This is a genomic window from Lentzea sp. NPDC058436, from assembly GCF_042721515.1.
Classification (GTDB): domain Bacteria; phylum Actinomycetota; class Actinomycetes; order Mycobacteriales; family Pseudonocardiaceae; genus Lentzea.
In genome coordinates this window covers 1-24,695 of record NZ_JBHXLF010000005.1, presented here as the reverse complement: position 1 = coordinate 24,695, position 24,695 = coordinate 1, and the positions used below count along the sequence as shown (strand labels likewise).

Genomic DNA, 24,695 nt, shown 5'->3' with positions numbered 1-24,695 from the left:
AGGGAGAAGAAACCCATGCCGGACAACGGCTACGACCGCGCCGCGGTCGAGAACGTACTCGCGAAGGTGCGGGCCGAGGGGCGGTCGTCGCTCACCGCACCGGAGGGCAAGAGGGTGTGCGACGCCTACGGGATCGCGACCCCCGCCGAGGCGCTGGCGAAGTCGTCGGAGGGCGCGGTCGCGTTCGCCGAGGAGATCGGCTACCCGGTCGTGCTCAAGATCGTCTCGCCGGACATCCTGCACAAGACCGAGGCCGGCGGCGTGCTCGTGGGGCTGCGCAACGCCTCCGAGGTCGCCGAGGGCTACCGCACGATCATCCACAACGCCAAGAACTACAAGGCGGACGCGGACGTGACCGGGGTCCAGGTCCAGCAGCAGCTGCCGACCGGGAAAGCGGTCCACGAGGTCATCGTGGGCGCCACCACCGACGAGACGTTCGGCAAGATCGTCGCGTTCGGCCTCGGCGGCATCCTGGTCGAGGTGCTCAAGGACGTCACGTTCCGGCTGGCGCCCACCAGCGCCGAGGAAGCGCTGTCGATGGTCAACGGCATCGCGGCCGCCGAGATCCTGAAAGGCGTCCGCGGCGCCGAGGGCGTCGACGCGGGGAAGCTCGCCGACCTGATCCACCGCGTGTCGGACCTCGTCACGGACTTCCCGCAGTTCGCCGAGGTCGACCTCAACCCCGTGCTGGCGACACCACAGGGGGCCACCGCGGTCGACGTCCGCATCCTGGTGGACGAGGACGCCGCCAAGGAACCGGTCCGGTTCACGCAGGACGAGATTCTCGCCTCGATGAACCGGATCATGCGGCCGAACGCCGTCGCCGTGATCGGTGCCTCGAACGAAGAGGGCAAGATCGGCAACTCGGTGATGAAGAACCTCGTCAACGGCGGCTTCCAGGGCGAGATCCACCCCATCAACCCCAAGGCGGACGAGATCCTCGACCGCAAGGCGTTCGCGAGCATCGCCGATGTCCCAGGAGACATCGACGTGGCTGTGTTCGCCATCCCGGCCAAGTTCGTGCCGGCGGCGTTGGAGGAGGTCGGCAAGAAGGGCGTCGGCGGCGCGATCATGATCCCGTCCGGCTTCGGCGAGACGGGCAACATCGAGCTGCAGAACGAGATCGTGGCGATCGCGCGCAAGCACGGAGTCCGCATACTCGGCCCGAACATCTACGGCTACTACTACACGCCCGAGAACCTGAGCGCGACGTTCTGCACGCCGTACGACGTCAAGGGCGGCGTCGCCCTCACGTCGCAGAGCGGCGGAATCGGCATGGCGATCCTCGGGTTCAGCCGTTCCGCGGGCATGGGCGTCTCGTCCATCGTCGGTGTGGGCAACAAGGCCGACATCGACGAGGACGACCTGCTGACGTTCTTCGAGTCCGACCCGAACACGCAGCTCGTCGCGATGCACCTGGAGGACCTCAAGGACGGTCGTTCCTTCGCGGAAACCGCGAAACGGGTCTCGGAGAAGAAACCGGTCGTGGTGCTCAAGGCCGGACGGACCGACCAGGGAGCCAAGGCCGCGAGCTCGCACACCGGCGCACTCGCGGGCAACGACCGGGTCTACGACGACATCCTGAAGCAGAGCGGCGTGATCCGCGCACCCGGCCTGAACGACCTGCTGGAGTACGCGCGCGGAATCCCGTTGCTGGCCACGCCGAAGGGCGAGAACGTCGTCATCATCACCGGCGCGGGTGGTTCGGGCGTGCTGCTCTCGGACGCCTGCGTGGACAACGGGTTGTCGCTCATGAGCATCCCGGACGACCTGGACGCGGCGTTCCGGAAGTTCATCCCGCCGTTCGGCGCGGCGGGCAACCCGGTCGACATCACCGGCGGGGAACCGCCCTCGACGTACCGGAACACGATCGCGCTCGGCCTCGCGGACGAGCGGATCCACTCGCTGATCCTCGGCTACTGGCACACCATCGTCACACCGCCGATGGTGTTCGCGAAGCTCGTCGTCGACGTCGTGGAGGAGTACCGGGCGAACGGGATCCACAAGCCCGTCGTCGCCTCCCTCGCGGGTGACGTCCAGGTCGAGGAGGCCAGCGAGTACCTGTACCGCAACGGAGTGGTTGCGTATCCGTACACGACGGAGAAGCCTGTCGCAGTACTGGGTGCCAAGTACCGGTGGGCCCGTGCTGCCGGCTTGCTGTAGTTGAGTCGTGAGTGGTCGTTGGTCTCGCGGGAGACCAACGACCATTTTGCGGCGTTGCAAGGAGAGATGGCCCGTCCGCGACCCTGACACGCCCATGGTCGCGAACCCGCCAGAGAGGTCAACGAAGACAGCCGGTCCTCTGGAGGTTGTTAACCGTGGATGATCCAAATCTGGCAGCTCGCACGGAGACCAGTTCGCCCCCCGACGGTGCCAAGGCGTCCGGCGAGGAACGCGTCTGGCCCGCGGGCAAGCTGGAAGCGATGCCCATCAGGAAACTCCCCGACGCACCACCGTCGATCCACCTGCTCGGTCCCACGGTGTTCCTGGTGGCTCTTGGCGTGGGCATGGGCGAGTCGTACATGTGGCCCCGGCTGGTGCTGGTCTTCGGACCGGACATCAGGTGGCTCTTCCTCATCGGCGTGACGCTGCAGGCCGTCGTCATGCTGGAGATGGCGCGGTACGCGATGGCGACGGGGGAGAGCATCTTCTTCGGCGCCGCACGCGTGTTCAAACCGATCATGTGGTTCTTCTTCGTGGTGGCGGTGCTCGTCTACATCTGGCCGGGTCACCTGTCGGCCGGCGCGGCGGCGCTGGAGAAGATCACCGGCATACCCTGGACGGTGTCGGCCTGCGTGGGCCTGATCCTCGTCGGGGTGCTGTTCAGTCTCGCCAAGGTCATCTACAACCTGCTCGAGAACCTGCTGTCCATCCTCATCGGACTGCTCGTCGTCAGCACCGCGGTGGTGGCGGCGATGGTCGGCACGTGGGGTGACCTGACCAGCACGGTGACCGGCATGTTCCAGTTCGGGTACTTCCCGGCCCAGGCCATGTCGCCGGAGTGGTTCCCGATCATCGTCGGCTCGATCGCGTTCGCCGGCCCGTCCGGCATGCAGCAGATGTGGTACACGCTGCACCTGCGCGACAGCGGCGCCGGCATGGGCGCGCACATCCCGAAGGTCCGCGGGCTGCGGCACGCGGGCGAAGAGGAGAAGATGCCCAGCCGGGGCTTCATGTTCGACACCGACGACAAGGCGGAGCTCGCCAAGTGGAAGGGCTGGCGGCGCTGGGTCACGTTCGACGCGCTGCTCCTCTTCTGGGGCATCACGATGCTCGTCACGGTCTCTTTCACGGTCCTCGCGCAGTCGGCCAGCCGCACCAGCCCGGACGTCAAGGCGCTCATCGAGTCCGGTGAACGCGAGGCCGCTCTGAACGCCATGTCGGACGCGTTCGCGTCGGCGGGCGGACCGCTGCTCGGCGGGGTGTTCCTCGGCTTCATCGCGCTGATCGGCCTCAACGCCACGCTGGGTCTGTTCGACTCGTTCTCCCGCGGCCAGGCGGACATGACGTACCACTTCGTGCCCGGCGCGAAGAAGTTCCGCATGTCGCACCTCTACGCGGGATTCCTCTGGGGTGTCATCACGTTCGGCATCCTGATCCTGCTGTTCGGACCGGCCGACGGACCGGGCGCGATCCTCGACGTGCTCGCGTTCCTGTCGACGTTCGCCATGGGCGCCTACTGCGTGGTGCTCCTGCTGGTGAACAACCGGATGCTGCCCAAACCCATCCGGCCCAAGCTGGTCACCAACCTGATCATCGGCTTCGGCGCGGTGTTCTACCTGGGCATGCTGTTCTTCAGCCTCTTCAAGTTCGGCGTGGTGGTGGGCTGATGACGCCGATCCGCGAAGGCTTTCTCAGGGAGGCCGTGCCCGGCGCGTTCGTCGGGCTGGCCGCGGGGCTCGTCGCGGGAGGGCTGGCCGCGCTCGTCGGCCAGCCGCTCGGGTGGGCGCTGGTCACGACCGTGGCGCTCGGCCTGCCGCTGGGCGCGTTCGGTGGCCTCTTCAGCCTGCTGGTGGCGGCGGGACGGCTTCCCGCCGGCCGGTTCGCCCCGGTGGCCCTGTTCTGGCTCGCGGCGTTCCCGCTGGCCAGGCTGATCCACGAGATCACCGTGAGCCTCGTGCTCGCAGGTCAGTTCCGCATGCCCGCGGATCTGGCGGGTTTCCTCGCCTACCAAGGGATCGTGAGCCTCGGCTGGGCCATCGGTTTCCTGTGGCTGCACGAACGCATCGCACTGCGACTGCGCGTCCGGGCCACCGCCTCCCGCTGACCTCCCCTTCCGCCGAAGGAGCCAAGGATGCTGGATCTACCTGTCTGGGTGTGGGTCGCGACGATGGGCGGGATCGCCGCCATCATCGCGTTCGACCTCTACCTGGTCGTCCGCAGGCCGCACGAGCCGTCGTTCCGCGAATCCCTTTACTGGGTGCTCTTCTACGTCGGCCTGGCCGTCCTGTTCGGACTCGGCGTCACGGTGCTCGCCGGGCCCGGCCACGGCGGTGAGTTCTTCGCCGGCTGGATCACCGAGTACTCGCTGAGCGTCGACAACCTGTTCGTGTTCGTGATCATCATGGCCAGGTTCGCGGTGCCGCGCGAGTACCGGCAGAAGGTGCTCGTCGTCGGCATCATCCTGGCCCTGTTGCTGCGAGCCGTGTTCATCGCGCTGGGAGCACAGGCGATCGCGCGGTTCGACTGGCTGTTCTACTTCTTCGGCGCCTTCCTGATCTTCACCGCGTGGAAGCTGTTGAAGCAGGACGAGTCCGAGGAGGCCGACGTCAAGGAGAACGCCGCGTTGCGCGCGGTGAAGAGGTTCCTGCCGGCGACGACGGTCTACCACGGTGCCTCGCTGACGACGCGGATCGACGGCAAGCGGGTCGTGACGCCGATGCTGATCGTCATGGTCGCGGTCGGCACCACGGACCTGTTGTTCGCCGTCGACTCCATCCCGGCGATCTTCGGGCTCACCAAGGAGCCGTACCTGGTGCTGACCGCCAACGCGTTCGCGTTGATGGGCCTGCGCCAGCTCTTCTTCCTGGTGGGCGGTCTCCTGGACCGCCTGGTGCACCTGAGCAAGGGCCTCGCGGTGGTGCTCGCGTTCATCGGGTTCAAGCTCATCTTCGAAGCGATGCACCACCACGGCGTCTCGTGGGCTCCGGAGATCCCGATCGTGGTGTCCCTCGGGGTCATCGTCGTGACGCTCGCCGTCACGACGGTGTGGAGCCTGCACACCTCCCGGCGGGCCGCACGGTCCGCGCTGGAGGATGCCGAGAGTGCGCGCAGGAGCGAGGAAAGCGCTCCTGTGAAGGACTCTCAGCCGTGAATCGTGTGGCCTTCGGCGTCCTTGCGGAGCGTCCTGGCCACGGCCGCCTGGGCCTCGGCGTCCTTGCGCTGTTCCGTCAGCGCGGTGGACAGTCCGAGGCCCAGCGCGCGGCCGTCTGCGGAGAAACCCTCACGCGGCTGGGTCAGCGAGCGCGCGAAGTCCTTGAAGCGGGACATGGCTTTCCTTCTTTCGACCTCGATGGTGGCTCCCGACGCGCGCAGCGGCCCGACAGGCGCTGCGGCACGGGAAGGTCAGGGCTGCGGCCGGGGCCGTCTCCGCCGGGTACCCGTTTCCCGGGCATCCAGCGGGAGTCCTCTTGCGGGTCTCCGATGACCCCGTCCCTGACGCGATTCAGCATACTGCGTTTTGTATGCAATCCGCCGCCATCGTGTCGCGGATCACCCGTACGGTATCAAATGACCGAATTGGGTGATCTGAGCGTGATGGATCAGTCGCTCTCGGTGGAACTTTCGGGCGTCTTGCGGTCGTGGTACGTCTGGCGGGTCTGCTCCGCGTGGTCGTGCATGACCTCGCCGGCCCGCTCGACGTCGCCGTCGGCGATGGCCGCGACCAGTTCGGCGTGCTCGTTCCACGAGTCGCGGCTGCGCGGGCGGGCGATCGGGGTGTAGTACCAGCGCACCCGGCGGTCGACCAGGCCGATCATCTCGGACAGGACCTTGTTGCGGCCGATCGTCGCGACGGCCGCGTGCAGGTCGGCGTTCGCCTTGACCAGGCGCTCGACGTTCGCGGTGACGAGGGCCTCCTCGCCGGCCTTCTGCAGCTTCCTGAGAAGCTTCACGTCGGCCGCGGTGGCGTGCTCCGCCGCGAGCTTGGCGGAGTAGGTCTCCAGCACGCTGCGCACGGCGAGCAGCTGGTCGGCCTCCTCCTCGGTCGGGGTGTGCACGAAGGCGCCCTGAGCGGGACGCAGGTCGACCCAGCCGTCGGTCTGGAGCCGTTGCAGGGCCTCGCGCACCGGCTGCCTGCTCACGCCCAGGTACTCGGCCAGTTCGGCCTCGACCAGGTGCTGGCCGGGGGCGAGGGTCCGGTTGACGATGAGTTCGAGCAGAGCGTCGTAGACGGCCTGTCGCAGCGGTGCGGGGCGTTCGACCCTGCGGGTCGCCGCGGCGCTGAGCGAGCCGCGGGGCGCCCGGCGGCCACTGGGCAAAGAGGTCATGTCCGACAGAATACAGCTTTTCGTATGCAAAAAGCACTTCTAGAGAACTGGGCGTGTTGTCCGTATACTGTATGCAATCTTGCCGGTGAGCTGGCAGAGCGGGGCGTGCTATGAAGATCGCTGTTCTCGGAGCCGGAGCGATCGGTGCCTACGTCGGTGCGGCGTTGCATCGTGCGGGCGTGGAAGTACATCTGATCGCGCGCGGAGCCCATCTCGCCGCCATGCGCGAGCACGGCGTGCGGGTGCTGAGCCCTCGTGGTGACTTCACCGCGCGTCCGCACGCGACCTCCGATCCCGCCGAGGTGGGGGAGGTCGACTACGTCTTCCTCGGTCTGAAGGCGTACTCGTACGCGTCGTCGGGCGATCTGCTGGCGCCGCTGATGGGACCGGACACCGCCGTGATCGCGGCGCAGAACGGGATCCCGTGGTGGTACTTCCACGGCATGACCGGACATCCCCTTGAGGGACAACGGATCGAGGCCGTGGACCCCGGCGGGTCCGTCACCGCGGTGCTGCCGATGGAACGGGCGATCGGCTGCGTCGTCTACTGCTCGACGGAGATCGAGTCGCCCGGCGTGATCCGGCACCTGGAGGGCACGCGGTTCTCGATCGGCGAGCCGGATCGGTCGATCTCGTCACGATGCGTCGCGCTGAGCGAGGCGATGATCGCGGGCGGGCTGAAGTGCCCGGTGGAGAAGGACGTCCGCGAGGACATCTGGATCAAGCTCATGGGCAACGTGGCGTTCAACCCGCTGAGCGCGCTGACCCGCGCGACGATGGTGGAGATCTGCGACCACGACGACAGCCGCGACCTGGTGGCCCAGATGATGGCGGAGACCCTGACCATCGCGCGGGCAGCGGGCTGCGACCCGCAGATCTCGATCGACAAGCGCATCGACGGCGCCCGCCGCGTCGGGCACCACAAGACGTCGATGCTGCAGGACCTGGAGGCGGGCAAGAGGCTGGAGATCGACGCGATCATCGCCGCGGTGGTGGAGATCGCCGAACTGACCCGCGTGCCGGCACCGACGCTGCGGCACGTCTACGCGGCGATCGACCTACTCTCGCGCACGTCGCTGGTGTCCTGAGTTGTTGCTGCGACAGCTGGAGTACCTGGTCGCCCTGGCCCGTGAACGCCACTTCGCGCGCGCCGCGGAGGCCTGCCACGTGTCCCAGCCGTCGCTGTCGGCGGCGATCAGCAAACTGGAACGCGAACTGGGCGTGCCGATCGTGTCCCGCGGCCGCCGGTTCGAGGCGCTGACGCCGGAGGGGGAACGGGTCCTGTTGTGGGCGCACCGCATGCTCGCCGACCGCGACGCGCTGCGGCAGGACCTGTCCCGCATGAGGGAGTCGCTGTCGGGAGTCCTCCGGATCGGGGCCATCCCGACGGCGCTCCCGACCGCACCCCTGCTCACCGCGCCGTTCTGCGAGCGCTACCCGCACGTGCGCGTGACGCTGGAGTCCCTGTCCTCGGTCGAGATCACGCGCGGGCTGGAGGAGTACGAACTCGATCTCGCGATGACCTATGTGGACAGTTCGGTGCGCGCGATGCCGTTGTACGAGGAGCGGTACGTCCTGCTGACCCCCGCAGACGAGGAGATCGCCTCACGTCCGGTGGCGCGCTGGGCGGACGTGGCCGCACTGCCGTTGTGCCTGCTGACGTCCAAGATGCGCAACCGCCGGATCCTCGACGGCGTCTTCGCCGACGCCGGGGTGCAGCCCGTGCCGGTGATCGAGGCCGACACGGTGGCGACGCTGTGGGCGCACGTGGCGACGCGGAAGTGGTCGAGCGTCATCGCGCACGCGTGGTTGCAGATGTTCGGCACTCCGGAGGGGATGCGGGTGGTGCGGATCGAGGATCCCCAGCGGGTGCCCCAGATCGGGCTCGTGGTGGGGGAGCAGCCGTCGATGCTGGCTCGGGCGATGCTGGGGCTCACCCGCGGGCTGGACGTGCGCGGGGAGCTGGACCGGCTGCTGCACAAGCACCTCGACCGCAGGGACCTGTGACAGGTCTGGTTCATGACGGGATGCGCCGGTGAACCCGCCGCCCCGCCGCCGTCGGCGCCCTCGCCGTCGTTGCCGACACCGGCAGAGCCGGACCAGCGCGCTAAGGCGGCCGTCGACCGGAGCGTTCGACGCTGACCTCGGTGCGGACGGCCAGGTCGTCACCTGCGCCCAGTGCCGCCCGGCGGACCAGCGGAAGGCGGACCTCCCGCTCGCCAAGCCGGACGGTGTGGGCGACTTCTACGTGCACTGCGAGGCGAACGTCGATCCGGGCCAGGAGGCCTCGGCGGCTCAGCTTGCGTCCGTGCTGCCCATCTTCGCCGAGACGTTCGTCAAGGCATGAGCCTCACGCGCTGAGGAACTCCAGCGTCTGCCGCACGAACAGCTCGTGGTGCTGGAACAACGCGCCGTGCCCCGAGTCGGGGTAGATGCTCAACCGGGCGTTGGGCAGGTGCTGCGCGAGGTTGAACGAGCTGATCGTCGGGGTCATGACGTCGTTGTCCCCGTTGACGACCAGCACCGGCTGGCTGACCGTCGCGAGGCCGTCGGGTGAGCTCTTGAGCTCCCAATTGGCCAGCGCGGTCGCCTGCGCGCCGATGGTCTCGTTCGTGACCTCGGCGTCGCGGTCCTGAGTCCGCTCGTTCAACCGCGCGAGGAACGCGTCGGCGGCTCCCTGGCTCGTGGCGGTGGGGGAGAAGAACAGCACGTGCTTCGGGTGCTTGCCCACCGCCGCCGACTCGTGCAAAGCGCCCTGCAGCAACGCCATCGCGTTGGCGGGGCCCGCGTCACCGGCGGGTGAGGTGCCGGCGAGGACCATCCTGCGCACCAGGCCGGGTTCCTGCTGGGCGAGCGCCTGGGCGATCATGCCGCCCATCGACACGCCGAGCAGGTCGACCTGGCCGAAACCCAGTGCCCTGACGAACGCGGCGAGGTCGGTGGCCATGGCCTCCATGGTGTCCGGTGTGGTGCCACCGGAGCCGCCCACGCCGCGCAGGTCGACCAGGACGACGCGATGCCGTTCGGCCAGCCCGTCGACCACGGCCGGGTCCCAGTCGTCGAGGACTGCCGTGAAGTGCTGCAACAGCACCAGGGGCACCCCTTCGGCGAGTCCGATCTCGCGGTAGGCGAACGGCGTCCCGTCGACGTCGACGGTGCGCGTGACAGCGGTGTTGGCGGACATGGTCCCCTCACGGATTCATAGAATAACGATCGCTATATAACGAGCGTTATCGTATGATCACGACCCCACCGGAAGTCAAGTCGGGAGTTCGGCGTGCGGTACACGAAGGACCACAAGGAGCAGGCCAGGGCGGCGATTCTGGCCTCGGCGTCACGCCGGCTGAAGGAGAAGGGCTTCCACGGCGTCGGTGTCGACGGCCTCGCCGCCGCGGCCGAGGTCACGTCCGGCGCGATCTACTCCCACTTCGGCAGCAAGGAAGGCTTCCTGGAGCAGGTGATCCGCGGCTACGTCAGCCCGGAGTTCGAGGCGCTGAGCGTGGACGACCAGGCTGAACGGCGCCGCATGCTCGTCGAGCTCGTCTACAGCTACCTCAGCGAGGAGCACTGCGAGGGTGTCGCCGACGGCTGCGTGCTGGCGGCGCTCACGGCGGACGTGTCCAGGGCGAGCGACTCGGTGCGGGAGGTCTACCAGTTGCAGATCTCCAAGATGGTCGCGCTCGTCCTGCCGGCCATGCCCGGCGACTTCGAGGAACAGCGGCAGCGCGCCTGGGCGCTCGTGGCGGCCATCATCGGTGCGGTGTCCGTCGCGCGGGCGTTGCCGGCCGGGGTGCACCGCGACGCCGTTCTCCAGTCCACGCTGCGGTCTGCCGAGGACCTGATCACGCGGGCCTGACGCACTCGTCACCCTCATAGATGCGATCTATGGCGCGATAGTCCCTTTCTCTCAACGCGGTTCCTCGTCAAGAAACCGCAACAGGGGCTAGCGCGTACAGAAGATTGCATACAGTATGTGGGTAGGAGGTGCAGACGATGAGCAGGCGGAAGAAGACCGAGCCCTACGTGCGGCTGACCCAGCCGTTGGTGCGTGACGCGGGAGTCCTGCGACCGGCCACCTGGGACGAGGCGCTGGACAAGGCCGCAGAGGGCTTCCGCAGGAACGTGGCCGCCGGCGGCCCGGACGCGTTCGGCATGTTCTCCTGTGCGCGGGCCACCAACGAGATGAACTACATGGCCCAGAAGTTCACCAGGGCCGTGATCGGGACGAACAACGTCGACAGCTGCAACCGCACCTGTCACGCGCCGAGCGTGGCGGGGCTTGCCAAGGTGTTCGGCAGTGGCGGCGGCACCTCCTCCTACCAGGAGATCGAGGACGCCGACCTGATCGTTCTCTGGGGGTCGAACGCGCGGGAGGCGCACCCGATCTTCTTCCAGCACGTGCTGAAGGCCGTCAACAAGGGTGCGAAGCTGTACGTGGTCGACCCGCGGCTGACGAGCACCGGCAAGTGGGCGCACAAGTGGTTGCGGCTCAAGGTCGGCACGGACATCCCGCTGGCGCACGCCATCGCGCGGGAGATCATCGCGTCGAACCTCACGAACATGTCGTTCGTCGAGCGCGCGACCGAGGGTTTCCAGGAGTTCGTGAAGGCCGTCGAACCGTGGACGTTGCCGGTCGCCGAACTGGAGACCGGGGTGCCGGCCGAGCTGATCCGCGAGCTCGCGCACGCCTACGCCAAGGCCGATCGCGGTCAGCTCAGCTGGACGCTCGGCATCACCGAGCACCACAACGGCACGAACAACGTGCTGAGCCTCATCAACCTGTCGCTGCTGACCGGGCAGGTCGGGCGGTACGGGGCGGGGCTGAACCCGTTGCGCGGGCAGAACAACGTGCAGGGCGGCGGCGACATGGGCGCCATCCCCGACCGGCTGCCGGGCTTCCAGGACATCACCGACCCGGACGTCGCCAAGAAGTTCAACGACGCGTGGGGCTCGAACTTCAAGGCCGCCAAGGGCTGGAACCTCACCCAGATGCTGGAGGCGATGGAACGCGGTGACATGACCACCGTGTACATCATCGGCGAGAACCCGGTGCAGTCCGAGGCCGACTGCGAGCACACGATCAAGCGACTGTCCAACTTGGACCATGTGGTGGTGCAGGACATCTTCCTCACCAAGACCGCGCAGCTCGCACACGTCGTGCTGCCCGCCGCCGCGGCGTGGTGCGAGACCGACGGGACGTTCACGAACAGCGAGCGCCGCGTGCAGCGGGTCAGGAAGGCTTTGACGCCACCGGAAGGCGCGCGCGACGACATCGAGATCATGGGGGAGATCGCGACGCGGCTCGGTGCGGACTGGCAGCACAAGACCGGTCAGGACGTGTGGGACGAGCTGCGCGGCCTGTCGCCGATCCACACCGGCATGACCTACGACCGGCTGGAGGCGCTCGGCGGCATCCAGTGGCCGTGCCCGAGCGAGGACTCCCTCGAACCCAGCTTCCTGCACGGCAGGCTCTGGGAGGAGGACCCGGTCAAGCGCGGCATGCCCGCCACGTTCTCGCCGGTGCCGCACAGCCCGCCCGTCGACGAGCTGACCGACGAGTTCCCGTTCCGGCTCACCACCGGGCGGCGGCTCGACTCCTACAACACCGGGGTGCAGTCGAACGGCTTCGAGTCGCCGCTGCGGATCGGAGAGACGCTCGACCTGTGCCCGGAGGACGCTCTGATGCTCGGGGTCCAGGCGGGTGAGGAGGTGTCGATCACGAGCCGGCGCGGGCAGATCCAGGCGCCGGTGCGGATCGACGACGGACTGACGCCGGGCCTGGTGTTCATGACGTTCCACTTCCCCGACGAGATCGACGTCAACGTGCTCACGATCGAGGCGACCTGCCCCATCGCCGGCACAGCTGAGTACAAGGCCGCTGCCATTCGCATCGACAAGCTTCCGGTGAAGGTGGGCTGAGTGGATCTCAAACTGCTCGACGTCGAGCCGTCCGAGGCCGAACGCGTCGTCGTGGACCTGTTCACGGGCATGGGACGGGACCAGCTGTTGCCCGCCCTGCACGCGGTCAACGACAGGGTCGGCTGGATCAGCCAGGGCGCGCTGAACCACATCTGCCGCGTCCTGCACATCCCTCCGGCCGAGGCCTACGGGGTGGCGAGCTTCTACTCGCTGTTCTCGTTGTCCGAGAGGCCGGCGAAGGTCGTGCACGTCTGCGTCGACCTGGCCTGCCAGGTCAACGGCGCGAAGTCGTTGTGCGACAGGCTGACCAGCGAGCTCGGACCGGCTGGAGCGAAGAGCGGGTGGTTGCGCAGCCCGTGTCTCGGGGTGTGCGAGAAGGCTCCTGCCGCGCTCGCGTTCGAGGCGGGGGAGGTGGCGAAGGAGCAGCTCCTGGCGCCCACCACCGCCGGCGAGGTGATCGCGGTGGCGGCCGCCGGTCCCTCTCATGTGGACGGTGAGCGCGCGGAGGTGCCGCAGGCAGGTGCGGCCGGCCTGCGGCTGCTGAAACGGGTTGGCGTCGTCGACCCGGAGTCGCTCGACGACTACCGGGCGACGGGCGGCTACGCGGCGTTGCGGACGGCTCTGCACCTGGGACCGTCCGGGGTGATTCGCGAGGTCACCGACGCGAAGCTGATGGGCCGCGGCGGCGCGGCGTTCCCGACAGGACGCAAGTGGGACGCGACCGCCCGCCAACCCGTGCGACCGCACTACCTCGTCTGCAACGCGGACGAGAGCGAGCCCGGCACGTTCAAGGACCGGTTGCTGATGGAGGGCGACCCGTACGCGGTGATCGAGTCGATGACGATCGCCGGGTTCGCGGCCGGCTGCTCACGCGGTTACCTCTACCTGCGTGGCGAGTACCCGCGGGCGCTGCACCTGCTGCGCAACGCCATCGCTCGCGCCAAGGAGCGGAACTTCCTCGGCGACGACATCATGGGACACGAGGGTTTCTCGTTCGACATCGAGATCCGCCGCGGCGCGGGCGCGTACATCTGCGGCGAGGAAACGGCGATCTTCAACTCCATCGAGGGCTTCCGCGGTGAGCCGCGCTCCAAGCCGCCGTTTCCGGTGGAGTCGGGGCTCTTCGGCAAACCGACCGTGGTCAACAACGTGGAGACGCTGGTCAACGTGCCGGTGATCCTCACGGAGGGATGCGACGCCTACACCCGCATCGGCACCTCCGGCTCGACCGGTCCGAAGCTTTTCTGCCTGTCGGGCAACGTCAGTCGTCCGGGCGTGTACGAGGTGCCGTTCGGCACCACGCTCGGAGAACTCCTCGATCTGGCGGGTGGCGTGCCGCCAGGCCGGGAGCTGCGAGCGGTACTGCTCGGCGGGGCGGCAGGCGGGTTCGTCCGCCCGGACGAGCTCGACCTGCCGCTCACCATGGAGGACGCGCGCGCCGCGAACACCACGCTCGGCTCCGGTGTGGTGCTCGTGCTGGACGACACGGCCGACCTGGGCAGCTTCCTGTTGCGCATCGCCGCGTTCTTCCGTGACGAGTCGTGCGGGCAGTGCGTGCCGTGCCGGATCGGCACCGTGCGCCAGGAGGAGGCCATGGCCCGGCTGGTGGGCAAACGCCCGCTGAGCACTTCGGCCGACGATCTCCAGCTGTTGAAGGAGGTCGGGCAGGTCATGCGCGACTCCTCGATCTGCGGTCTGGGCCAGACCGCCTGGAACGCCATCGAATCAGCCCTGTACCGGCTCGGCTACGCGGAGGAGGCGGCATCGTGACGATCGTCGAGATCGGCCTTCCGAAACGATTGGTCGAGTTGACCTTGGACGGCGAACCGGTGCGCGTTCCGGAAGGCGCCACCATCCTGGACGCCTGTACAGCACAAGGGAAATCCATCCCGACGCTGTGCTACGGCGACACGCTCAAGCCCGCAAACGCTTGCCGCGTCTGCATGGTCGAGGTCGAGGGCTCCCGCACGCTCGTGCCGTCGTGCTCGCGCAAGGCCGAGCCGGGCATGGTCGTGCACACCGACTCCGAACGCACGAAGCACAGCCGCAAGCTGGTGCTGGAACTTCTCGGGTCCGCCACGGACCTCTCCACCACGCCGCACGTGGACGAGTGGATGTCGGCGTGCGGCGCCGACCCCTCCCGCTTCGGCCCGCCGGCACCGCCGTCGGACGACCGGGACGACCGCCACCCAGGCGAGCACGACGAACCGGACGGCCAGGCCGCCGCCACCGTGCGGCAGCCGACCAAAGTGGACAATCCGCTGTACGTCCGCGATCTGAGCAAGTGCATCCTGTGTTACAAATGCGTCGACGCCTGCGGTGACCAGTGGCAGAACACCTTCGCGATCTCGGTGGCCGGCCGCGGCTTCGACTCGCGGATCTCCACGGAGTTCTCCACGCCGTTGCCCGAAAGCGCTTGCGTGTACTGCGGCAACTGCATCGAGGTCTGTCCGACCGGCGCGTTGAGCTTCAAGCGCGAGCACGACAAGCGGGAAGACGGCACCTGGGACGAAGAGGCCCAGACGCAGACCACGACCATCTGCACGTTCTGCGGCGTCGGGTGCAACCTCACCCTGCACGTGCAGGACAACGAGATCGTGAAGGTCACCTCACCGCACGAAAGCACGGTCACGCACGGAAACCTGTGCATCAAGGGCCGGTTCGGCTGGCAGCACGTGCAGAACCGCTGACCACGCGCGGCCAATTCCGTTCCGACAGGGAGGGCGCTCCGATGTCGTTGATCCTCAAGCCGGGTACCTCGTGGGACGAGGTCTATTCGCGGTGCGTTCGGATCGCACCCGAGGCGTTCCACGAAGATCGGCTGCTCAACCACTTCGGCGGCGAGTGGAGTCGCTCCGGCGAACCCGTGCCCGCCACCACGCCGGTCGACGGCACCACCATCGCGGGCCCGCCCTTCCTCGACTTCGACGTCGCGGGACGGGCGGTGGTCGCGGCCGTCGACCAGCACATCGAGTGGGGCAACGTGCCTCTCGCGGAACGCAAGGCCCGCGTCTCGGAGGCCCTGGACGCGCTGACCGAGCACCGCGACCTGTTGTCGTTGCTGCTGGTGTGGGAGATCGGCAAGCCGTGGCGGCTCGCGATGGCCGACGTCGACCGCTGCATCGAGGGCGTGCGCTGGTACGTCGAGGAGATCGACTCGATGCTGGCCGGCCGTGCGCCGCTGAGCGGCCCGGTCAGCAACATCGCCTCGTGGAACTACCCGATGAGCGTACTGATGCACGCGATGCTGGTGCAGGCGCTGGCGGGCAACGCCGTCATCGCCAAGGCACCGACGGACGGCGGCGTGAGCTGCCTGACACTCGCGACCGCGCTGGCCGTGCGGTCGGGGCTGCCGTTGACGCTGGTGTCGGGAAGCGGGTCGGAGCTCGCGCCGGTGCTGGTCGGGTCGTCGTTCCTGGGGTGTGTGTCCTTTGTGGGCGGTCGCGACGTCGGCAGTTCCATCGCGACGCGCCTCGTCGACTCGAACCGCAGGCACGTCCTGGAGCAGGAGGGCCTGAACTGCTGGGGCGTCTGGGAGACCGACTCCTGGGAGATGCTCGGCACGCAGATCCGCAAGGCGTTCGACTACGGCAAGCAGCGCTGCACCGCCTATCCGAGGTACGTCGTGCAGAGGTCGTTGTTCGACAGGTTCCTGAGCGTCTACCTGCCCGCGGTGCGCGAGGTGAGGTTCGGTCACCCGCTCGCCGTCGAGTCGCCGGAGGACGACCTGCCGGAGCTGGACTTCGGGCCGTTGATCAACGACGCGAAGGCCAAGGAGCTCGGCGACGTCGTGGACGAGGCGATCAGGGCCGGTGGTGTGCCGCTGTACCGGGGGACGGCGGACTCCGGCCGGTTCCTGCCCGGCCAGCAGACCGCCGCCTACCTGGCGCCGGTCGCGATCCTCGACCCGCCGCGCTCGTCCGTGCTGCACCACGCCGAACCGTTCGGGCCGGTCGACACGATCGTCCTGGTCGACACGGAGGCCGAACTGCTGGCGGCGATGAACGCCTCCAACGGTGCTCTGGTCGCGTCGCTCGCCTGCGACGACGAGGCCACGGCCCGACGGCTGAGCGCGGACCTCCAGGCGTTCAAGGTCGGCATCAACAAGCCGCGCTCGCGGGGTGACCGCGAGGAGGTGTTCGGCGGCCGCGGGGCCTCGTGGCGCGGTGCGTTCGTGGGCGGTTCGCTGCTGGTCCACGCCGTGACGGAGGGTTCGCCCGACGAACGGCCGTACGGCAACTTCCCCTCCTACTCGCTCTACCCGCCCACGTGACGTACCGGGCGGACCTGCTCCGCATCGTGCAGAACGTGGTGGCGCCCAACGCCGCCGACATCGACCAGAACTCCCGGTTCCCGCGCGCCGCCCTCAACGCGTTGGGCGCGCGGGGCCTGCTCGGCATGACGATCTCCCGCACGGTCGGCGGCGGAGGACAGGACGTCAGATCCGCCGGACGCGTCGTCGAGCAGGTCGCGGGGGTCTGCGGCGCAACGGCCTCCGTGCTCCGTTCGCACTACTCCGCGGCCGCCGTGCTCGACCGGTCCGGTCCGCACTGGTTGCGTGCCGAGATCGCGGCGGGCCGGCACCTGTCGACGCTGGCGGCCTTCGGTTCGGCCGGCGAGATGTCGACGCACGGCGACGTGGTGCAGGTGCGGGCGCGCAAGAGCTGGGTGATCGCGGCGGGTGAGGCGGACAGCTACGTCTGGTCGTGCGGCTCGTCGTTGTGGCTCGTGCCCGCCGAGGCGCCGGGCCTGCTGGTGCCGGCCGACCACGCAGGGATGGGCCTGCGGGGGACGGTCGCCACGTGCGTGGAGGCGGATCCGGTGCGGGTGCCCGCGTCGAACCGGCTGTGGTCGGAGGAACTCGCGTTCCCGTGGTTCATGGTGCTCGGGGCCGCCGTCTCGCTGGGACTGATGGAGGGATCGCTGGCGGCCGCGATCGGGCACCTCGGCGGCGGTGATCCGCGGACGAGGTCCGACCTGGCGCGGATGCGGTTGCGGACCGATGCCGTCAGGGTCCTCTACAACGACACGCTGTCCGCGGTGACGTGGCATCCGGAACGGTCGCTGGACCGCGTGCGGCTGCTGGCGGTCACCGCGACCGAGGCGGCCGTCGCGGTGACGGACCTGGCGATGAAGGTGTGCGGGGACGCGGCGTTCCGGCGGGACCTGGGGATCGAGCGCCGGTTCCGGGACGCGCGTGCGGCCGCGGCGATCGAGCCGACCGTGGACGTGCTGCTGGAGTCGGTGGAGATCTGACCGGTCACAGGCGCGCGCGGACCTCGTCGGCCTTGGGCTCGCCCAGTTCCTCGAACAACGTCACCGACTCCAGCCAGCACTTCTCCGCGCCGCGGCGGTCACCGAGCCCGTCCAGCGCCAGCCCCAGGTTGTCGAGCGACTCCGCCTGCCCGTAGAGGTCGCCGATCGCCCGGAACGTCTCCAGCGCTCTGTCCACGTAGGACACGGCCTCGGGGAAGTCGAGCAGGCCCCGGTGGACCTCACCGATGTTGTTGAGCAGGATGGCCTCGCTGTACGGGTCCTTGATCTCCTGCCGGATCTCCAGCGCCCGCAGGTACCGCGCCAGCGCGACGTCGAACCGGCCCGCGTCGGCGTGCAGGAGGCCGATGTTGTTGAGCAGCACGGCTTCGGTGTGCGCGTTGCCCAGCTCGCGGGCGATCTCGGCGGACTGCTCGTAGCACGCCAGGGCCTCGTCGACCCTGCCCTGCACCATGTACACGATGCCGAGGTTGTTGAGCGCGGGCTCCTGCCGTGCCCTGTCGCCGAGCGCGCGGAAGATCGCGAGCGCCTGCTGGGCGCACTCGATCGCCTCGTCGTGGCGCCGGACCTCGCGCAGCGCGATGCCGAGCGTGATCAGCATTCGGCCCTCGGCGTCGCGGTCGCCGATCGAGCGTGCGGCGGCCAGTGCGACGCCGTGCGTGTCGATCCAGTCCGTCCAGTGCTTGCGCAGGTTGAAGAAGTCCCACAGACACTGGGCGAGGCTCCACGAGTGTTCCGGCAGGTCGTGCTCGGCGGCCTCGCGCACCGCCGCGACGAGGTTCGCGCGTTCGGTGTCGCACCACAGCAGTGCGGCGTCCCTGTCGGCGAACGTGCGCGGGTGCACGGCCGGGTCGGGCCGCACGATCTCCAGTTTGCGCTGCGGGTTCAGCTGCCGGGTGCTCTGCCACGACGTGTGGACGTACCAGTCGAGCACGCGGCGCCGGGCCAGCGCGCGGGCCGGCGGCGGTTCGGCGGCCATGACCTGCTCGACGGCGTACGAGCGCAGCAGGTCGTGCAGGCCGTAGCGGCCGGGAGTGTGCTGCTGCAGCAGGTGTTCGTCGAGCAACGTCTCCAGCAGGTCGCTCGCCTCGTGCGCGGTCAGCCCGGCGAGGGCGGCGGCGGACTCGGCGGTGACGTCCTCGCCTGGGTGGAGTCCGAGGAGGCGAAACAGACGCCTCTGGTGGTCGGGCAACGCCTGGTACGAGAGGTCGAACACGCCCCGCACACCGAGACCGCCTCCCCGTTCCAGCTGGGCCACGAGGTCCTGCAACGTCCACTGTGGACGACGAGCGAGCCTCTTGGCCGCCAGCGCGACGGCGATCGGCAGGTGTCCGCACAGCTCCGCGATCCGGTCCGCGGCCTCGCGGTCGGCCCGCACCCGGTCCTCGCCGGCGATCCTGGACAGCAGGGCCAGGGCCTCGCCGGGCGTGAAGACGTCGAGGAAGACCGACCTCACGCCGTCCAGCTGGAGCAGCGTGCGGCGGCTGGTGATCAGCACCGTGCAGCTGGAGCTGCCCGGCAGCAACGGCCGCACCTGGTCCTCACCGGCGGCGTTGTCCAGCAGCACCAACGCCCGCTTGCCCGTCAGCCGGTCGCGGTAGAGCGCGGCCCGTTCCTCCAGCGACTCGGGGATCTGCGCGCCGGGCACGCCCAGCAGACGCAGGAAGCTCTCCAGCACGGCGGACGGTTCCGCGGGCAGCTCGTCGGCGTCGAACCCGTGCAGGTCGGCCCACAGTTGCACGTCCGGGAAACGCTGAACGAGCCGGTGGGCCGCGCGGACGGCCAGCTTCGTCTTGCCGACCCCGGCCATGCCCTCGATCGCGGAGATCACGACCGTGGTCTGCGGTCCTGGCTCGCACAGCCGCCGCAGCTCGGCCTCGCGGCCGGTGAACTCGGCGATGTCCATCGGCAGCTGGCGGTGCGCGTTCAAAGCCGCGGGCGAGGGCACCCGGCTTTCGAGGATCACCTGCTGCAACTGGCGCAACCGCGTGCCCGGTTCGACGCCGACCTGTTCGACCACGTGCTTGCGCGCCGTCGCGAAGGCCTCCAGCGCCTCGCCGCGACGACCGGAGCGGTCCAGCGCCAGCATCAGCTGCGCCCACAGCTCCTCGCGCAACGGGTGCAGCGCCGACTCCCGCCGCAGCCGGTCGATCACGTCGTCGAACCGGCCGAGCTCGATGGACGTCCTGGCGTACTTCTCGACGGCCGTCAGCCTGCGTTCCTGGATGCGCGTGAACTCGGCGCGCAGCAACGGCCCCGCGTTCAGCTCGGCGGTCGGAATGCCGTGCCAGCGGGCCAGCGCCTGGCCGAAGAGTTCGGCCGCAGCTTCCGCGTCGCTGTCCGTGAGAGCGTTCTCACCGTCGCGCACCAGCTGGTCGAACGCGTCGAGGTCCAGCTCGCCCGGTTCGACCGCGAGCTGGTAGCCGTGGCCGGGCCGGGTGATCAGGCGATCCCCGAGCACCTTGCGCAACCCTGCGACGTACGTGCGCAGGTTCGACTCGGGCGACACCGGCGGTGAGTCCCAGACCGCCTCCGTCAGCTGTGCGACGCTGACCGCCTCGTTCGAGTGCAGCAACAGCATGGTGAGCACCGCGCGCTGCCTGGGTCCGCCCAGCTCCAGCAGCGTGCCCGACCGCCGTACCGCGAGCGAGCCGAGCAACAGGAACTCCACAGGTAGATCGCTCCTCGATGATCCAGGCATTGGGGTGCAAGACCATCCTCGCGCACTTCGCGGCGGTCTGTGCGCGGCCTGGGCGAAATCTGTGCACGCCCCCTGTCATCTTTGTGTCCAGATCCGGTACCTGCGCCGCCGGGCCCGAAAGCTCCTGGGAGTGGGGGTCGGCGCAGTTGCCGGGTCCGGTTCCCCCAGAACCCGGCCGGCGTGTGAAAGTCACCGCGCACGTCGGCCACCTACCGCAAGACCGGTGGCCCGGGCGGGTCCCCCAGACTGAACCGGGCCACCACCTTGCGGTTGGGGAGAGTCAGCGCCCCCAGCGGGCGCGCAGGGTCGCGGCGAAACCCTCGAATTCGGCCGTCATCGACATCTCGTCCGGGTGGAGCAACCACTGCTGCTGCAACCCGTCGATCACCGCGATCGTCGTGCGCACGATCGAGCCGACCGGCGCGTCCTCCGCGATCTCGCCCTGTTCCTGACCTGAACGCACCGCGTCGGTCAGCCACCGCCGCAACCCGCTGTAGTGCTCGCGCACCCACGAGTGCGCCGGGTGGGCGGGTTCGGTCGCCTCGGCGGCCAGCCGCACGAACAACCCGACCAGGTGCGGCCGCGTCGAGTTGCGCGCCACCAGGGCACCCAGCGCGTCGAACGCCGCCCAGCCCAGCGGCGGCCCCGCGCTCCCGGCGAGGAAGTCGCCGTCCTGCCGGTCGCGTTCCTCCAGCACGGCCGTCAGCAGCGCGGCCTTGCTGGGGAAGTGGTGCAGCAGACCGGACTGCGAGAGCCCGGTCTTCGCCGCCACCGCCGCGACCGACGTGCCCTTGAAGCCCGTCAGCGCGAACAGCTCGGTCGCGACGGCCACCGCCTTGGCCCTGGACTCCTCACCGGAGAAGTCCACCCGCGACTTGGCCCGGTACCGGGGCGGGACCGACACGGCGTCACCTCACTCCTGATCAGCGGGCAGGGTAACGCGAACGTCGCCGAGCCCGCGGGCGATCAGCACGTCGCCGCCGGTCAGCGGGTGCCAGCCGTCGTGCCAGACGCGTTGGGCGCGCGGGTCGCAGGGGACTTCGACGCGCACGGTCTCGCCTGGGGCGACGTCGGCGGTGGCGAAGCCGACGAGACGGACCGTCTCGTCTCGTTGTGGTTGGGTGTCGTCAACGAGACGGACCGTCTCGTCTCGCGGGCGCAGGTAGACCTGCACGACCTCGCGGCCCGCCCGCTCGCCGGTGTTGGTGAGCTCGACCGACACCGAGCCGACGGCTCCCTCCACAACGGACAGCTCCGCGGCCCCGTACTCCCAGGTCGTGTACCCGAGCCCGTGCCCGAACCAGAACAACGGGTCCGTCGCACCCCGATAGCCGAACGCGGTCCCCTCCGAATAGACCAGCTCACCGTTGACCGGCACCAGGTCCAACGCGTCGGCGTCGGCCCGCGGGAACGTCGTGACCAGCCGCCCCGCCGGTTCGATGTGGCCCAGCAACGCCGCGGCCACGGCGTCACCGGCCTCCTGGCCGGGCAGCCCTGCCCACAGCACGGCGTCGACCTCCGCGAGCCACGGCATGAGCACCGGCGTCGCGGCGTTCACCACGACGACCGTGCGCCGGGCGGCCGCCGCCACCGCCGCGACCAGCGCGTCCTGCTCGCCGGGCAGCGCGAGCGTGGTCTTGTCGAAGCCCTCGGTCTCCTGCTCCTCGGTGAGGCCGACGACCACGACCGCCACGTCCGCCTCGCGCGCGGACCGCACCGCGGCGCCGATCGCGTCGGCGGGGGAGCGGGGGACGGGCTGGGTGATCAGGCCGACCAGCGCGCTGGCCTCGCGGACGCGGGCCGTGATCCGGTCGCCGGGCGACAGCAGGACCTCGGTCGTCCAGTGCGGCGGCTTGAGCAGCGCCTCCTCGACGATGCCGTTCGCCCAGGCCAGGAGCGTGGCGTACTGCCGTCCGCCGACGTCGATCGTCCAGTCGCCGAAGCCGCGCACGCCGATCAGCAGGCGTGTCGGCTCGTCCAGCACGACCTCGCCGGACACCTCGATCGACGCGGCGCCCTGCGCCCAGCCGCCGTACGCGGCCAGTTCGGCGATCTCCATGTCGCGCGTCGCGAGCACCTCGCCGTCCGCGTCGTACGTCGTGGCGCGGATGTCCTTCAGCACCCCGGCGCCGGGCGCGGCGTAGCGGAGCCTGACCTCCACACCGTCCACAACGGACACCGCGTCGCCGAGCTGCGAGGTCAGGCCGTCCGCGATGCTGATCACGTGCGGCGGTCGCACGCCGGCCGAGCCGCCGCCCTGCGCCACCGTGTCGATCGCGTGGCGGCCGATCAGCGCAACGCTGTTGTCCTGCAACGGCAGCACGCCGGAGTTCTTCAGCACGGTCATGCCACCGGCGGCGAACCTGCGCAGCTGCTCACGGCGCAGCGGGCTGTCGGGCGCGGGCAGGTCCTGCGGCCACGAGCGCTGCTCGCCGAACGCGCCGGTCCGCGAGGCGAGGAGCAGCAACCGGGCCAGGTGGTCGTTGATGGTCGACTCCGCGACCTCGCCCGCCTCCACGGCCGCGACCAGCTTGTCCTCCCACGGCCCGCCGGGGCCGGGCATGGCCAGGTCGAGGCCGCCGTTCGCGCTCGCCGCCGTGGACTTCGTGGCGAACCAGTCGGACATGACCAGGCCGTCGAACCCCCACTCGCCCCTCAGCACGCCCTCGACGAGCTCGGTGTGCTCGGTCGCGGGGACGCCGTTGACGTTGTTGTAGGCGGCCATGATCGCCCACGGTGCCGCATCCTCGACCACGATCTCGAACGGCAGCAGGTAGACCTCGCGCAGGGTCTTCTCGTCCAGCACCATGCTCGCCGTGCGGCGCTCGGTCTCGGACTCGTTCGCCACGTAGTGCTTGGGCGTCGCGGCGATGCCCTTGTCCTGCAGGCCGCGCACGTACGCGGCGGCGATCGCGGCCGTGAGCAGGGGATCTTCGCTGTAGGCCTCGAACAGGCGGCCGCCCAGGGCCGTGCGGTGCAGGTTGATCGTCGGGCCGAGCACGACGTGCACCTGCTGGGCCGCCGCCTCGTCGGCCAGCACCTCGCCGACCTCGCGGGCCAGCGCCGTGTCCCAGTGCTGCGCGAGCAACGTGGCGTTCGGCAGCACGCAGGCGATCGTGCCACCGCGCAGTTCGGCGCCTCGGACACCGGTCGGGCCGTCGGACAGCTTCAGCGACGCCAGCCCGATCTCCGGCTCGTCGTGCAGGGCGAAGAGTGCGGAGCCGGTCAGCAGCCGGACCTTGCGAGCCAGGTCCAGGCGCTCGATCGCCTTCTCGATGTCCATGCTCCGAGCACACCAGAAGCACCGACCGTGTAGTCGGTCGGTATATGTTGCTGTTATCGCTCAGTTATCTCGCGGTGATGTGACGCGACGCGGCACACGCGTGGCACGCCTCTTCTTGTGTCCAAGGGGAGGGGAATGGTGATGAAGATCGAGGTGCGGCTGCTCGGGCCGCTGGAAGTGCGCGGACCGAACGGGCCGGTGCGCTTCACCGGGGCGCGGCGGCGGGCCGTGTTCGCGTTGCTGGCGTTGCGGACCGGCCGTCTGGTGTCGAGATCGGCGCTGGTCGACGGCCTGTGGGGCGAGTACGTGCCGCCGACGGGCACGAAGACGTTGCAGGGGCACGTGGCCAAGGTCCGCAGGGCGCTGGAGCTGGCGGGGGCCGACGGTGTCGTGCTGACGCGCGAACCGGGCTACCTGCTCGACGTCACGCAGGTCGTCGTCGACGTCGAGGAGTTCGACGAGCACCTGCGCCGCGGCCGGTACGCGGAGGCGATCGCCCTGCACCGCGGAGATCCGCTGGCGGACTGCCCGGTCGAGGGCTGGGCGGACGCGGAGATCGTGCGGCTGCGGGAGGCCCTGGCGTTCGCGGAGGAGAGCCACGCGGCGGCGCTGTGCCTGGACGGCCGGTACGCCGAGGCGATCGCGCAGCTCGAACGGCTCGTCGCGCTCTACCCGCTGCGGGAGTCGTTGTGGGACCTGCTGATGGAGGCCCAGCACCGCGCGGGCAGAGCCGGTGACGCGCTGCGGACGTACCGGCGCGTGCGCGCGCTGCTCGTCGAGGAGTTCGGGCTGGAGCCCGGTTCGGCGTTGCGCCGCAGGGAGGCGGCCGTGCTGGCCGGCTGAGGTGCTGTGGCTCGTGTCGGGGGTGCGAGCCACAGCACTCCAGCTTGCGGCCGGTGCTCCCCCTCACGGGCACCGGCCTGGGGTGGAGCGGGGGGGGGCCCCGGGGGGGGGGGGCGCCCCCCCCCCCCCACCGGGGCGGCCGGCGGGGGGGGGGGGGGGGGAAAAAAAACACCGGGGGTTAGAAAAA

Annotated in this window: 20 protein-coding genes; 14 read left to right on the top strand and 6 right to left on the bottom strand. The window is 69.5% G+C overall.

What is annotated here, in order from left to right; all coding sequences use genetic code 11:
* Positions 1-15 precede the first annotated feature (15 nt).
* The 4 genes from ACFWN2_RS21230 (at position 16) to ACFWN2_RS21215 (ending at position 5,314) form a co-directional block, all read left to right on the top strand.
* The gene (locus ACFWN2_RS21230; protein WP_382429712.1) at positions 16-2,163 is read left to right on the top strand and encodes an acetate--CoA ligase family protein; all 2,148 of its coding nucleotides are present in this window, start codon (positions 16-18) and stop codon (positions 2,161-2,163) included.
* 155 nt (positions 2,164-2,318) lie between these two features.
* On the top strand, positions 2,319-3,830 hold the full coding sequence (locus ACFWN2_RS21225; protein ID WP_382429710.1) for an Nramp family divalent metal transporter: 1,512 nt from the start codon (positions 2,319-2,321) through the stop codon (positions 3,828-3,830).
* The gene (locus tag ACFWN2_RS21220) at positions 3,830-4,267 is read left to right on the top strand and encodes a hypothetical protein (protein ID WP_382429708.1); all 438 of its coding nucleotides are present in this window, start codon (positions 3,830-3,832) and stop codon (positions 4,265-4,267) included. The genes ACFWN2_RS21225 and ACFWN2_RS21220 overlap by 1 nt, the downstream gene beginning before the upstream one ends.
* 30 nt (positions 4,268-4,297) lie before the next feature.
* Positions 4,298-5,314, top strand: a complete 1,017-nt coding sequence (locus ACFWN2_RS21215) for a TerC family protein (RefSeq protein WP_382430573.1) — start codon at positions 4,298-4,300, stop codon at positions 5,312-5,314.
* Here ACFWN2_RS21215 and ACFWN2_RS21210 read toward each other — a convergent pair.
* Together ACFWN2_RS21210 and ACFWN2_RS21205 are read right to left on the bottom strand one after the other, a co-directional pair.
* Positions 5,305-5,490, bottom strand: coding sequence for a hypothetical protein (locus ACFWN2_RS21210; RefSeq protein ID WP_382429706.1), 186 nt, complete (start codon positions 5,488-5,490; stop codon positions 5,305-5,307). The genes ACFWN2_RS21215 and ACFWN2_RS21210 overlap by 10 nt on opposite strands.
* A gap of 272 nt (positions 5,491-5,762) precedes the next feature.
* Positions 5,763-6,488, bottom strand: coding sequence for a GntR family transcriptional regulator (locus tag ACFWN2_RS21205; protein ID WP_382429704.1), 726 nt, complete (start codon positions 6,486-6,488; stop codon positions 5,763-5,765).
* Between the two features lie 110 nt (positions 6,489-6,598).
* Between ACFWN2_RS21205 and ACFWN2_RS21200 the strand changes: the two genes are divergently transcribed.
* Genes ACFWN2_RS21200 through ACFWN2_RS21190 form a run of 3 tightly spaced genes read left to right on the top strand, consistent with a single transcriptional unit; the run spans position 6,599 to position 8,835 of the window.
* A complete protein-coding gene (locus tag ACFWN2_RS21200) occupies positions 6,599-7,576 on the top strand; it encodes a 2-dehydropantoate 2-reductase (RefSeq protein ID WP_382429702.1) in 978 nt (325 codons plus the stop codon).
* A 1-nt stretch (position 7,577) separates the two neighbouring features.
* Positions 7,578-8,495: a LysR family transcriptional regulator gene (locus ACFWN2_RS21195; protein ID WP_382429700.1), complete on the top strand. Its 918-nt coding sequence runs from the start codon at positions 7,578-7,580 to the stop codon at positions 8,493-8,495.
* A gap of 28 nt (positions 8,496-8,523) precedes the next feature.
* Positions 8,524-8,835, top strand: coding sequence for a hypothetical protein (locus tag ACFWN2_RS21190; protein WP_382429698.1), 312 nt, complete (start codon positions 8,524-8,526; stop codon positions 8,833-8,835).
* 3 nt (positions 8,836-8,838) lie between these two features.
* Here ACFWN2_RS21190 and ACFWN2_RS21185 read toward each other — a convergent pair whose 3' ends face one another.
* Positions 8,839-9,672 carry an alpha/beta fold hydrolase gene (locus tag ACFWN2_RS21185; RefSeq protein WP_382429696.1) on the bottom strand — a complete coding sequence of 278 codons (834 nt, stop codon included), beginning with the start codon at positions 9,670-9,672 and terminating at the stop codon, positions 8,839-8,841.
* Between the two features lie 93 nt (positions 9,673-9,765).
* Here ACFWN2_RS21185 and ACFWN2_RS21180 point away from each other — a divergent pair, with 93 nt between their 5' ends.
* The 6 genes from ACFWN2_RS21180 to ACFWN2_RS21155 all read left to right on the top strand — a co-directional run bounded on the left by ACFWN2_RS21180 (position 9,766) and on the right by ACFWN2_RS21155 (position 17,663).
* Positions 9,766-10,344 (top strand): TetR/AcrR family transcriptional regulator, encoded by a 579-nt coding sequence (locus ACFWN2_RS21180; protein WP_382429694.1) that lies wholly within the window; start codon positions 9,766-9,768, stop codon positions 10,342-10,344.
* A gap of 137 nt (positions 10,345-10,481) precedes the next feature.
* Complete coding sequence (locus tag ACFWN2_RS21175) at positions 10,482-12,407, top strand: molybdopterin oxidoreductase family protein (RefSeq protein ID WP_382429692.1); 1,926 nt, start codon at positions 10,482-10,484, stop codon at positions 12,405-12,407.
* Positions 12,408-14,177, top strand: coding sequence for an NAD(P)H-dependent oxidoreductase subunit E (locus ACFWN2_RS21170; protein WP_382429690.1), 1,770 nt, complete (start codon positions 12,408-12,410; stop codon positions 14,175-14,177).
* Entirely contained in the window at positions 14,174-15,097 is a 924-nt protein-coding gene (locus ACFWN2_RS21165) for a 2Fe-2S iron-sulfur cluster-binding protein (protein ID WP_382429688.1), read from the top strand. Before ACFWN2_RS21170 ends, ACFWN2_RS21165 begins: the two co-directional genes overlap by 4 nt.
* Before the next feature lie 41 nt (positions 15,098-15,138).
* Positions 15,139-16,680, top strand: coding sequence for an aldehyde dehydrogenase family protein (locus tag ACFWN2_RS21160; RefSeq protein ID WP_382429686.1), 1,542 nt, complete (start codon positions 15,139-15,141; stop codon positions 16,678-16,680).
* Positions 16,677-17,663, top strand: coding sequence for an acyl-CoA dehydrogenase family protein (locus ACFWN2_RS21155; RefSeq protein WP_382429684.1), 987 nt, complete (start codon positions 16,677-16,679; stop codon positions 17,661-17,663). The genes ACFWN2_RS21160 and ACFWN2_RS21155 overlap by 4 nt, the downstream gene beginning before the upstream one ends.
* A 4-nt stretch (positions 17,664-17,667) precedes the next feature.
* Here the strand turns inward: ACFWN2_RS21155 and ACFWN2_RS21150 are convergent, their stop codons facing one another.
* The 3 genes from ACFWN2_RS21150 to ACFWN2_RS21140 form a co-directional block, all read right to left on the bottom strand.
* Positions 17,668-20,352 carry a BTAD domain-containing putative transcriptional regulator gene (locus ACFWN2_RS21150; RefSeq protein WP_382429682.1) on the bottom strand — a complete coding sequence of 895 codons (2,685 nt, stop codon included), beginning with the start codon at positions 20,350-20,352 and terminating at the stop codon, positions 17,668-17,670.
* A 310-nt stretch (positions 20,353-20,662) separates the two neighbouring features.
* Complete coding sequence (locus tag ACFWN2_RS21145) at positions 20,663-21,286, bottom strand: TetR/AcrR family transcriptional regulator (RefSeq protein ID WP_382429680.1); 624 nt, start codon at positions 21,284-21,286, stop codon at positions 20,663-20,665.
* A gap of 9 nt (positions 21,287-21,295) precedes the next feature.
* Positions 21,296-23,665 (bottom strand): glycoside hydrolase family 3 C-terminal domain-containing protein, encoded by a 2,370-nt coding sequence (locus ACFWN2_RS21140; RefSeq protein WP_382429678.1) that lies wholly within the window; start codon positions 23,663-23,665, stop codon positions 21,296-21,298.
* A 141-nt stretch (positions 23,666-23,806) separates the two neighbouring features.
* Here ACFWN2_RS21140 and ACFWN2_RS21135 point away from each other — a divergent pair, with 141 nt between their 5' ends.
* A complete protein-coding gene (locus ACFWN2_RS21135; protein ID WP_382429676.1) occupies positions 23,807-24,508 on the top strand; it encodes a BTAD domain-containing putative transcriptional regulator in 702 nt (233 codons plus the stop codon).
* The last annotated feature ends 187 nt before the right edge of the window (positions 24,509-24,695 follow it).